Below are 12,395 nucleotides of genomic sequence, written 5' to 3' on the forward strand. Positions count from 1 at the left end.
TGATTTTCAAAGGCAATTTTCAGCATGTTTTTATTCAAAAATGATGTTTTTTAGCTTGTGTTTGAGATCAGGACTAAACTTTTAATGACAAAACGACTTATATATTATTATGTCAAATCATAAAATACTTACTATTGACAATCTGTCACTTCAGGAATTTGATTCAGAAGCAGAATTAATTCCATTATTAACTCCGGAAGATGAGGAGGAAATGAACAATGAAGAACTTCCTGTTTCACTTCCAATTTTACCTTTAAGAAATACGGTTTTATTTCCTGGGGTTGTAATTCCAATTTCTGCAGGACGAGATAAATCAATCAAATTAATTAACGATGCCAATGCCGGTGGGAAAATTATTGGTGTAGTTTCTCAGATTAATGAAGAAGACGAAGATCCGTCAAAAGATGATATTCACAAAATTGGTACTGTTGCGAGAATCCTGCGCGTTTTAAAAATGCCAGACGGAAATGTAACTGTTATTCTACAAGGAAAAAAACGCTTTGAAATTGATGAAGTTGTTACAGAAGAACCATATCTGACTGCAACAATTAAAGAAGTTTCGGAAGAACGTCCAACAGAAGATGATACTGAGTTTACAGCTATTTTAGAATCTGTAAAAGAATTGGCTATTCAGATTATCAAGGAAAGTCCAAACATTCCATCTGAAGCTACTTTTGCGATTAAAAACATTGAAAGCCAATCGTTTTTAATCAATTTTGTTTCTTCAAATATGAATTTATCTGTAAAAGAAAAACAAGGACTTCTATCGATAAACGGATTGAAAGAACGTGCGTTGGAGACGCTTCGTTATATGAATATCGAGCTTCAGAAATTAGAACTGAAGAATGATATCCAGTCAAAAGTGCGTTTTGATTTAGATCAGCAACAGCGTGAATATTTCCTTCACCAGCAAATGAAAACCATTCAGGAAGAACTGGGAGGCGTTTCGCAGGAAGAAGAAATGGACGAAATGGGGCAGAAAGCGAAAACCAAAAAATGGGACGAAAAAACGCAGAAACATTTCGAAAAAGAATTGTCAAAAATGCGCCGTATGAATCCGCAGTCGCCTGATTTTGGAATTCAGCGTAACTATTTAGAGTTGTTTTTGGAATTGCCCTGGGGCGAATATTCTAAAGATAAATTTGATTTAAAATTTGCTCAGAAAGTATTAGATAAAGATCATTTTGGACTTGAAGAAGTTAAGAAAAGAATGATTGAGCATTTGGCAGTTTTAAAATTGCGAAATGATATGAAATCACCAATTATCTGTTTAACAGGGCCTCCTGGAGTTGGTAAAACTTCTATTGGACGTTCTGTTGCAGAAGCTTTAGGCCGTGAATACGTTCGTATTTCGTTAGGAGGTTTACGTGATGAGGCTGAAATTCGAGGACACAGAAAAACCTATATCGGTGCAATGCCTGGGCGAATCATTCAGAGTTTAAAAAAAGCCGGAACTTCAAATCCTGTTTTTATTCTGGATGAAATCGATAAATTGTCAAACGGAAACAGCGGTGATCCGTCTTCTGCCTTATTAGAAGTTTTAGATCCGGAGCAAAACAGCGCTTTTTATGATAATTTCCTTGAAATGGGTTATGACTTGTCGAAGGTAATGTTTATTGCAACTTCAAATAATATGGCTGCTATTCAGCCAGCTTTGCGTGACAGGATGGAAGTAATCAAAATGTCAGGTTATACAATTGAAGAAAAGGTAGAAATTGCAAAACGACACCTTTTTCCAAAACAATTAGAAGCGCACGGATTAACGGCTAAAGATTTGACAATTGGAAAAAAACAATTGGAGAAAATTGTTGAGGGTTATACACGTGAGTCTGGTGTTCGTAACTTAGAAACAAAAATTGCTCAGGTAATTCGTAACGCTGCAAAAGCAGTTGCGATGGAAGAAGAGTACAATAAAAAAGTTACTGACGAAGATATTGTAACTGTTTTAGGTGTGCCAAGATTAGAACGTGATAAATATGAAAACAATGATATAGCCGGAGTGGTTACAGGTCTTGCCTGGACAAGTGTTGGTGGTGATATTTTGTTTATAGAATCTTTGATTTCTGAAGGAAAAGGAGCCTTGAGCATTACAGGTAATCTTGGTACAGTAATGAAAGAATCGGCTACAATTGCTTTAGAATATATTAAAGCGAATGTTAAAAAGCTTGGGCTCGATTCAGCCTTATTTCAAAAATACAACATTCACCTGCATGTTCCGGAAGGAGCAACACCAAAAGACGGACCAAGTGCGGGTATTGCAATGTTAACTTCTTTGGTTTCTTTGTTGACCCAAAAGAAAGTGAAGAAAAGTTTAGCCATGACGGGAGAAATTACCCTTCGTGGAAAAGTTTTACCGGTTGGCGGAATTAAAGAAAAAATCTTAGCAGCAAAAAGAGCAGGCATTAAAGAAATTATCTTGTGTCACGAAAATAAATCTGATATTGATGAAATTAAAGCAGAATATTTAGATGGCCTGACTTTTCATTATGTGAAAGAAATGAGTGAAGTTCTGGCTCTGGCTTTGACAGATCAGAATGTAAAGAATGCTAAAACTTTAAAATAAATTTCAAATTTTAAATTCTAAAAATATAAATTCCAAATTCCAATCTGATCATTCAGTTTGGAATTTGGAATTTTTTTATTGTTTATTTTAATTTTTATTGATTGTTTTTCTCCAGGACAGCAAGGCCAAATCTAATTTTTTCGTAACCCATTTTTTCTTCAAAATGTTCAAAATAAGGTTTTAAGGCGTTTGGATTTTCAAGTTCAATTTTGGCTTTTTGTAATTGCTCAACTTCTTTGTCAGAAATAAATTGGCTTGTGTCAATATCAATTCCATCCAGATATAATTTTGCCAAATGTGAAATTATAGTTGAAATCCCTAAGTTTCTTGTCTCGGCAATTTCTTCAACACTAGCTCCGTTTTGAAATAATTCTAAAGTTGCTTTATAGGTATTGCTTTCTTTTTTAGGCTTTGTATTTGTTTTTTTATTCTTTTGAAATTCTATAATGGTATTTATAAATTCAGAACCGTATTTTTCTAGTTTTGCTTTTCCAACTCCGTCAATGGCAAGAAATTCTTCGTCACTAATGGGGCGTAAAGTTTCCATTTGTCTCAATGCGGCATCACTAAAAATGACATAAGCCGGAATCTCGTCTTTCTGGGCAATTTCGTAACGTAATTTTCGTAGCGTTTCAAAAAGAGAGTTTTTTACTGTTTTTGTTTTGGTCTCTTTAATTTCGTTTTTGTCAATTACTTTTTTAACCACGGTTGTCAATTTTACTTTTTCACCTTCAAACAGCACTTTTTTTGCAAAAGGCGTCAGTAAAATTTTATTATGCTGATGAAAGGCAATTTCACAATATCCCAGATTAATTAACTGAATGAGGTATTGATTCCAGTCGTACCAGGATATGTCTGCTCCAATTCCGTAGGTTTTTAATTCCTGATATTTTTTTTCGTAGATGTAAGCATTTTTTGAACCTCTTAAAAAATCAACAATTACAGCTAAAGGCTCAGATTCCTGTAGTCTTGTTATAGCTGACAATGCTTTTTGTGCCAAAATTGTTCCGTCAAAAAATGTTGGCGGATTTTTGCAAATATCACAGTTACCACAATTTTCGGTTACCAATTCGCCAAAATAAGAGAGTAAAATTTTTCTTCTGCAGCTCAATGCATCGGCGTATTGTTTCATCCGGTCTAATTTTGCCAGCTGTACATCAGAGTTCAAACCTTCGGAGGCAAATTTCTGAAGCTGAATTACATCGGCATAACTTTCGAACAAAACAGTTTCTGCTGGTAATCCATCCCGGCCGGCACGACCAATTTCCTGATAATAACCTTCTATGTTTTTTGGTAAATTATAATGAATCACCCAACGAACATTCGATTTGTCAATCCCCATTCCAAAAGCAATAGTGGCACAAACTACCTGACAATCATCATTTATAAATTCATCCTGTGTTTTTGCACGAATTTTATTGTCTAAACCGGCGTGATATGCTTTTGCTGTGATGCCGCTTTTTTTAAGTTTCTCAGCTAATTCTTCCGTTGTTTTTCTACTCAGGCAATAAATAATACCGGATTCATTTGGTTTGTTTTCTACAAAATCAATTATTTGTTTCACCCGGTCAAGTGCCGGACGAACTTCAAGGCTTAAATTTTTCCTATCGAAAGAAGCAATAAAAGTTTTGGAGTTTTTTAAATTTAATTGTTTTGTAATATCGGTGCGGGTTGCTTTATCTGCGGTAGCGGTCAAAGCGAGAATTGGAGTAGAAGGGAAGCGGTTTTTTAAATACCCTAAATTGGTATAAGCCGGACGAAAATCATGTCCCCATGATGAAATACAATGCGCCTCATCAATGGCAATCAGACTGATTGTTAATTCGTTAAATACTATATCCAGATAAGACAAACTCTCCGGAGCTATATAGACCAGTTTAAAAGTATTCGATTTTAAATTATCAATATAAAATTGCTGTTCCTCACTGGATTGGCTGCTATTAATGTAACAGGCTGAAATTCCGTTGGTTTTTAAACTGTCGACCTGATCTTTCATCAGGGCAATTAAAGGAGAAATAACAATTGTAATTCCGGGTAAAACCAAAGCGGGTAATTGAAAGCATATTGATTTTCCTCCTCCGGTTGGCATAATGGCAAGCGTATCCTGACCAGAAAGTATCGTATTTATTATATTTTCCTGATTAGGTCTGAATTTTTCAAAACCAAAATTTTCTTTTAGTCTGGCATGTAATATTTCTGAATTCATTTGGCATATATTTTTTTCAAAGATATAATAAAAATAATATTTTTCTTATAAATGAAAAAAAGGAACCCGAATTGAGTTCCTTTAATTTATTTTGAAAGAGATGAATTAATCTTCATCGTCTTCATCATCATCTTCGTCTGCAATATCATCCGGATCTCTGTCATCATCCTCTTCATCTCCGCCGTCTGTATCAGGTTTGTCTTGATTATCATCCTCGTCATCATCATCATCACTATCGTCATCAAGATCAATTCCTTTTACAGGTTCGATTGTGTCAACATCAAGATCGATATCGTCATCTTCATCATAATTTTCGATTCTGTCTGCAAGTTTAGTACTAATTTTTACTAAATAAATAGTGTCTTCAGTACGAACTTCAACAGCTTCGACTAATTCGTTTTTAGCATTTCTGAAACGAATAACATCCGAATCATCATAACCGTCAGGAAATTTTTCTACCAAAAGGTTTAAAATTTCGTTCGTTAGTTTGGCGTAGTCTACTATAACTCTTTTCATAAATATACTATAAATCTAATAAATAAGCAAAAATTAGCGGAGCAACAATTGTAGCATCCGACTCAATAATAAATTTAGGGGTGTTAATGTCTAATTTACCCCAAGTAATTTTTTCATTTGGAACTGCTCCTGAATAGGATCCATAACTGGTTGTCGAGTCAGAAATCTGGCAGAAATAACTCCAAAACGGAACGTCATGCATTTCCATATCCTGGTACAACATTGGTACCACACAAATAGGGAAATCTCCAGCAATACCACCACCAATTTGAAAGAACCCAATTCCGTTTTGACTGTTTTTGGTGTACCAGTCAGCAAGGAATGTCATGTATTCAATACCGGATTTCATGGTAGAAGCTTTTAATTCTCCTTTGATTACGTATGATGCGAAAATATTACCCATTGTACTGTCTTCCCATCCCGGAACAATAATTGGTAAGTTTTTCTCAGCAGCTGCATACATCCAGCTGTCTTTTAAATCAATTTCGTAATACTCTTCCAAAACGCCTGACAACAACATTTTGTACATGAATTCATGTGGAAAATAACGTTCTCCCTTGTCATCTGCATCTTTCCAGATTTTGTAAATGTGTTTTTGCAAACGTCGGAAAGCTTCATGTTCAGGAATACAGGTGTCAGTAACACGATTTAGTCCTCTTTCAAGTAAAGCCCATTCGTCTTCCGGTGTTAAATCACGATAGTTTGGCACTCTTTCATAATGAGAGTGTGCTACTAAGTTCATGATGTCTTCTTCTAAGTTAGCTCCGGTACATGAAATAATCTGAACTTTGTCCTGTCTGATTATTTCGGCAAAAATTTTACCAATTTCTGCTGTACTCATTGCGCCAGCCATACTTACCAACATTTTAGATCCATTTGCTAATTGTTGTTCGTATGCTTTTGCAGCATCAACCAGAGCAGCAGAGTTAAAGTGCAAATAATGTTTTTCAATAAACTGACTGATTGGTCCTTTCATTTTTTTTGTTTTTTTGTTTTTTTTTTTGAATTAAAAGTTTAACCTTTTGGGTATACTGCAAATTAATAATTTTATAATTACCAATTTTTAATTTGCCGATTTTTTTTATGCTTTTTTAGTGTAACCTAAAATCTTTAAAACATCGTCAGAAGTTTGTTGTTCTGAGAAAACTTCGGTTGCTAAAATTCCGTTTTCGTCACGATCTATCAAAATGTGTTTTGGCTGTGGAATCAAACAGTGATGCAAACCTCCGTAACCTCCAATCGTTTCCTGATACGCTCCCGTGTTAAAGAAACCAATGTATAATGGTTTTTCTTTATTGTATTTAGGTAAATAAATTGCATTCATGTTTTGTTCTGAGTTGTAATAATCATCACTATCACAAGTTAGTCCTCCTAATAAAACCCGCTCATAAGTATCATTCCAGCGGTTTACCGCCAGCATAATAAAACGCTTGTTTATGGCCCAGGTATCAGGTAAAGTGGTAATGAAAGACGAGTCAATCATGTTCCATTTTTCTCTGTCATTTTGTTGCTTTTGATATAAAATCTGATAGATAGCACCACCGCTTTCGCCTACTGTGAAAGAACCGAATTCTGTAAAAATGTTTGGTACATCAACTTCAGCTTCGTCACAGGCAATTTTAATCTGATTGATAATTTCATCAATCATATATTGGTAATCGTATTCGAAAGCCAATGAGTTTTTAATAGGGAATCCGCCTCCGATGTTAAGTCCATCCAGAGTAGGGCATTCTTTTTTAAGTGCAATATATACTTTGATACATTTTACAAGTTCATTCCAGTAATATGCCGTATCGTTAATTCCGGTATTAATGAAAAAGTGAAGCATTTTAAGCTCTAATTTATCATTTTCCTGAATTTGTTTTTTGTAAAAAGATACAATGTTTTTATAACCAATACCTAACCTTGAAGTATAAAACTCAAATTTAGGTTCTTCCTCCGCAGCAATACGGATTCCTATTTTGAATTTTCCTTTAATTTCTGCCTGAAGCAAATCCAATTCTTCGTAATTATCAATAATAGGAATCGTGTTTTTATGTCCATTATTAATTAATCTTGCAATATTGGTAATGTATTCGTCTCTTTTGAAGCCATTACAAATGACATAAGTACTTTTGTTGATTTTACCGTTTTCAAGTAAATTCTCCACAATATTAATGTCAAAAGCAGATGAAGTTTCAACATGGATATTATTTTTGAAAGCCTCATTCATGATGTATTCAAAATGAGAGCTTTTTGTGCAATAACAATAATAATATTTTGCTTCGTATTTATTTTTTTCCATTGATTTTCTGAACCAGGCTTTTGCCTTATTGATGTTTTCAGAAATCTGTGGTAAATAGGTGAATTTTAATGGTGTGCCGTATTGTTCAACCAATTTCATCAAATCTATATTGTGAAATAATAAGTTGTCTTTGTTCAGTTTGAACTCCTCCTGAGGGAAATAATAGGTTTGATTGATTAGGTCAGAATATTTTGTATTCATTTAGCTTTCAATATTTAGAATGTATTTTTAAATTTAGTAAACGTCTCTAAATCTTAAATTCAAACCCTGATATTGGCAAAGATAATTTCCAGTTTTTCATGCTCTGCCTTTGAACATAAAAAAACGTCAAAACAAAACGGACTTCTGCTATTGTAAAAACGGTTCAGCATCCTTAATAAAGAACTATTGAGGCGGTTTCTGTAAGAGCTGAAATGTCTTTGTTTGCTGTTTGTTTTCATTGTGGCAAATGTAAAAAATAATATATACCTAATGCAACGCTTTTCCTTAAAAAAAGTTTAAGACTTATAATCCTGAAACGCATTCAGAATTAATTTATTTTCAACAGATTGATTGATTTTGATCTTTCCGATACCTTCAATAAGGGCAAATTGAATTAAACCATACTCGTTTTTTTTGTCGTGAACAAGCAATTCTAATATCGGGTCGATGTCATTTTCTTCAAATTCCACATCATCATAAATGCCTTTAATTGCTGATTTGATTTCTGTAAATTCTTCTGCTGAAATAAGGTTTTTGTGTAAAGAAATATAACTTTCAAGAATCATACCCACAGCAATTGCTTCTCCATGCAGCAAGGTCGTTTTGTGTTCGCTTTCTAAAAAGTAACTTTCGATGGCATGTCCTAAGGTATGTCCAAAGTTTAATGCTTTACGAATGTTTTTTTCTGTTGGATCCTGTATTACAATTTCATTTTTGATTTCCACAGAACGATAAATCAATTCATCAAAATCGGCATAATCAATTGATTGTAAGTCTAAAAACTGTTTCCAATAAGAAGCATCATAAATTAAACCGTGTTTTAACATTTCTGCAAGTCCGGAACGCATTTCGCTTTGTGGCAAAGTTTCAAGGTATTGTGTGTCAATTAAAACCATTTGTGGTACATTAATTACGCCAATCTGGTTTTTGAGATTTCCTAAATCAACACCTGTTTTTCCTCCTACAGATGCATCGACCATTGATAATAAGGTGGTTGGGATGTTAATAAAATCTACACCACGTTTGAATGTAGAAGCAACGAAACCTCCTAAATCGGTAACGACACCACCTCCAAGATTTATGACTAATGATTTTCTGTCGGCACCTAATTCAGTAAGAACATTCCAGATTTGAATACAGGTCTCAATATTTTTATTGGCTTCGCCTGATTCAAATTCTATAATTTCAAGAGTTAAATCGGTTTCCAGTAAAGGCAAAAATTTAGGCAAACAATATTCATTGGTTTTATCATCGACAATGATAAAAACATTAGAGTATTTGGTTTCTTTTAAATGATTGTTTAAAGCTTCGTATGCATTTTGGTTAAAATGTACTAGATAATTATTTGCTTGAATAGACTGCATAATTCTTCGGTTAATTGAATCGGCAAAATAAGGCATTTTTAACTAAATAATATTCAAATAACGGTTCTAATTTGTTTTAAAAATGAGTTTTTATAATGATTAAAAATAAATTCTTAGGTTTGATTTTTTAACAATTTTCATTTTTTTTTAAGTTGAGAATTTCTTCTTTTAATAATTTTCAGACTGAGAATTCCTTTGACTGATTTTGTATTGCTGTAATAATGTTATGAATTTTTAAAAATATCCTTCTTTTGTTAAATAATATTCAAAACACTCTTTATCTTTGTCCAAAAACTAAATTTAATGGAAAAAATATTCGACAATACTCAGGTTGCCTTTTCGTTAAAAAGCGATACAGAACTTGACAGAGCTTATTTTCTTTTTAAAATGATTGACAGTGAACCCTTGGTGAGGATAGGGACTGCTGTTACCAATTTTGCTATTAAAGCACATCTTCCTGTAGAAGGACTTATACGTGCTACTGTTTTCGACCATTTTTGTGGTGGTGTAAATGAAGATGATTGTCTTACTGTTGTAGATAAAATGTTTACAAAAGGCGTTTCGTCTGTTTTGGATTATTCTGTTGAAGGTAAAGAAGAGGAAGAGCAGTTTGATGCCGCTTTAGAAATGACTTTAAGAACAATTGAATTTGCCAAAGAACGTTTGGCGATTCCGTTTGCAGTTTTCAAGCCAACTGGTTTAGGACGATTTGAGTTGTATGAGAAATTAGGTGAAAACCAAGTTTTAACTACTGCAGAGCAAGCAGAGTGGGACAGGGTTGTAACTCGTTTCGATAAGGTTTGCAGTGAAGCATACAAGAAAGATGTAGCCTTGCTTATTGATGGAGAGGAAAGCTGGATGCAGGATGCGGCTGATGATTTGGTAACCGAAATGATGCAAAAATATAATAAAGAAAAAGCAATTGTTTTTAATACTTTGCAAATGTATCGTTGGGATCGTTTGGATTATTTGAAAAAGCTGCATGAAAAAGCTAAAAAAGAAGGCTTTTTTATCGGAATGAAACTGGTACGTGGCGCCTACATGGAAAAAGAAAACAAACGGGCAGAAGAGAAAAACTATGTTTCTCCGATTTGTGTTTCTAAAGAAGCAACAGATGTAAATTATGATGCAGCAGTACTATATATGTTAGAGCATCTTGAAACCATGTCAATTTTTGCGGGAACTCATAACGAATTGAGTTCATATAGACTGATGGAATTGATGGAGCTAAATGGAATTGCCAAAAATGATAACAGAATCTGGTTTGGACAATTATACGGCATGAGCGACAATATCAGTTACAACTTAGCCGAAAACGGTTATAATGTTGCTAAATATTTGCCTTTTGGTCCTGTGAAAGATGTGATGCCGTACCTGATTCGCCGTGCTGAAGAAAATACTTCTGTTGCCGGTCAAACTAGTCGCGAACTCTCTATGATTAAGGCAGAGCGTAAAAGAAGGAAGGGAAAATAATTTTATGAATAATAAGTAAAAAAGGCAGTTTGTTTGAACTGCCTTTAATTTTTTTAGAATCGAATTTAAGAAAAAACAACTGTTTTATTACTGTAAACCATTGTTTTGCGTTCGGCATGCAATTTTATGGCTCTTGCCAAAACAATTCGTTCCAGATCGCGGCCTTTCATGATAAAGTCCTCAACAGAATGAATATGAGAAACACGTGCAATATCCTGTTCAATAATTGGTCCTTCGTCTAATTCTTCCGTAACATAATGACTGGTTGCGCCAATAATTTTCACTCCTCTTTTAAAAGCCGAATGATAAGGTTTTGCACCCGGAAAAGCAGGTAAAAAAGAATGATGAATATTGATAATTTTATTTTCGTAAAGCGAAATCAGACCTGGAGTTATAATTTGCATATAGCGAGCCAGGACGATAAAATTGATTTCATATTTATTTAAAAGCTCAATCTGTTTGGCTTCACCTTCTTCTTTATTGTCTTTGGTAAAAGGAACGCAATGAAACGGAATATCGAAACGTTCTGCAATAGAACGTAAGTCATTGTGATTACTGATAATTACCGGAATTTCAACATTCAATTCACCAGCACTGTATCTTCCTAAAATATCAAACAAACAATGATCGTATTTAGATACAAACAAAGCCATTTTAGGTTTCTGCTCCTGATTGTATAAATCCCAGGACATATCAAAATCAGTAGCAATGGTTTGGTTAAAATCGTCTTTTAGGTTTTCAATTGTAATGTGATGATTGGTTAATTCACATTCCAGTCGCATAAAAAATACATTTTGTTCTGTATCAACATGCTGATCGATATAAGTAATGTTTCCTTCAACTTTAGCGATAAAAGCAGTCACTGCGGCAATAATTCCTTTTTGGTCTTTGCAGTGAATCAGAATGGTGATTTTTTGCATTATAATTTATGGTTAATCGGTTATTTTTATAGATTAATTGTTTTAATCGAAATATTTGTAAAATTCAAGTTTAGCAGTTAGATGATTGAACAAATAAACTGTTAAACATAAAAATTATTTTGAATCCTGCATTGCAAAAACACTTTTTAATAGCGGAGTTGTTCTTGCACTAATATCGTTGCGGATTTCTTTTTCTTCTACGGCAATCATTTTAAAAACACCTGCCAAAGCCTGATTTGTTGTGTAATCTGTCAAATCCGGATTTACTTTTTTTACTAACGGAATCGTATTGTATTTTGTAATAATCTTAGTCCATACAACATCTGCACCAACTTTTTCAAACGAACTTTTAATTACCGGATTAAATTTTCCGTACAAAGCCGTAGATGTACTTCCTTGTAAGTAACTTGTTGCTGCGCTGTCATTGCCTAATAAAATATTTTTGGCATCCGTAAAAGACATGTTTTTAACAGCCGAAACAAATATTGGAGTAGCTTCTTTAACTGCGTCTTCTGCAGCACGGTTTAGTACTTTTATTCCTTCATCAGCAAGCGAACTAAGACCAATTTTACGTAACGTAGCGTCTACTTTTTGCAATTCGGCCGGCATTAGAATTTTTACAGCTTCGTTTTTATAGAAACCATCAACAGCAGTAAGCTTGCTAACTTGTTCTGTAATTCCTTTATTTAAAGCTTCTTTTAAACCCGAAGCAATATCTACACCACCAAGACCTGGAATTTGCGAAGATAATTGTGGTAACTGATTTAAAGTTTGTTGTACCTGTGCACAGGAGTTAAGAGAAAATGCTACGGCAAGAAGTAAAATCTTTTTCATTAAATGGGGTTTTATTAAGTTTCAAAAATACTAC

9 protein-coding genes are annotated in these 12,395 nt (G+C 33.9%); 2 read left to right on the forward strand and 7 right to left on the reverse strand.

The window, feature by feature from the left end; translation table 11 throughout:
- Positions 1-109: 109 nt before the first annotated feature.
- Complete coding sequence (gene lon / locus FLV_RS12930; protein WP_243234440.1) at positions 110-2,563, forward strand: endopeptidase La; 2,454 nt, start codon at positions 110-112, stop codon at positions 2,561-2,563.
- A gap of 94 nt (positions 2,564-2,657) precedes the next feature.
- Here lon and recQ read toward each other — a convergent pair whose 3' ends face one another.
- The 5 genes from recQ to aroB form a co-directional block, all read right to left on the reverse strand.
- Positions 2,658-4,769 (reverse strand): DNA helicase RecQ, encoded by a 2,112-nt coding sequence (gene recQ / locus FLV_RS12935; RefSeq protein ID WP_243234441.1) that lies wholly within the window; start codon positions 4,767-4,769, stop codon positions 2,658-2,660.
- 105 nt (positions 4,770-4,874) lie between these two features.
- Positions 4,875-5,285, reverse strand: coding sequence for a DNA primase (locus FLV_RS12940; protein ID WP_243234442.1), 411 nt, complete (start codon positions 5,283-5,285; stop codon positions 4,875-4,877).
- Positions 5,286-5,292: 7 nt separating this feature from the next.
- Positions 5,293-6,261 (reverse strand): deoxyhypusine synthase family protein, encoded by a 969-nt coding sequence (locus FLV_RS12945; protein WP_243234443.1) that lies wholly within the window; start codon positions 6,259-6,261, stop codon positions 5,293-5,295.
- A 105-nt stretch (positions 6,262-6,366) separates the two neighbouring features.
- Positions 6,367-7,770, reverse strand: a complete 1,404-nt coding sequence (locus tag FLV_RS12950) for an arginine decarboxylase (protein WP_243234444.1) — start codon at positions 7,768-7,770, stop codon at positions 6,367-6,369.
- A 296-nt stretch (positions 7,771-8,066) separates the two neighbouring features.
- Positions 8,067-9,134 carry a 3-dehydroquinate synthase gene (gene aroB / locus FLV_RS12955; protein WP_243234558.1) on the reverse strand — a complete coding sequence of 356 codons (1,068 nt, stop codon included), beginning with the start codon at positions 9,132-9,134 and terminating at the stop codon, positions 8,067-8,069.
- 303 nt (positions 9,135-9,437) lie between these two features.
- Here aroB and FLV_RS12960 point away from each other — a divergent pair, with 303 nt between their 5' ends.
- Positions 9,438-10,607 (forward strand): proline dehydrogenase family protein, encoded by a 1,170-nt coding sequence (locus FLV_RS12960; protein WP_243234445.1) that lies wholly within the window; start codon positions 9,438-9,440, stop codon positions 10,605-10,607.
- Between the two features lie 65 nt (positions 10,608-10,672).
- Here FLV_RS12960 and purU read toward each other — a convergent pair whose 3' ends face one another.
- A complete protein-coding gene (purU, locus tag FLV_RS12965; RefSeq protein ID WP_243234446.1) occupies positions 10,673-11,527 on the reverse strand; it encodes a formyltetrahydrofolate deformylase in 855 nt (284 codons plus the stop codon).
- A 114-nt stretch (positions 11,528-11,641) separates the two neighbouring features.
- Complete coding sequence (locus FLV_RS12970) at positions 11,642-12,361, reverse strand: DUF4197 domain-containing protein (RefSeq protein WP_243234447.1); 720 nt, start codon at positions 12,359-12,361, stop codon at positions 11,642-11,644.
- Positions 12,362-12,395: the final 34 nt, after the last annotated feature.

This window comes from Flavobacterium pectinovorum (genome assembly GCF_022802975.1).
Classification (GTDB): Bacteria; Bacteroidota; Bacteroidia; order Flavobacteriales; family Flavobacteriaceae; genus Flavobacterium; species Flavobacterium pectinovorum_B.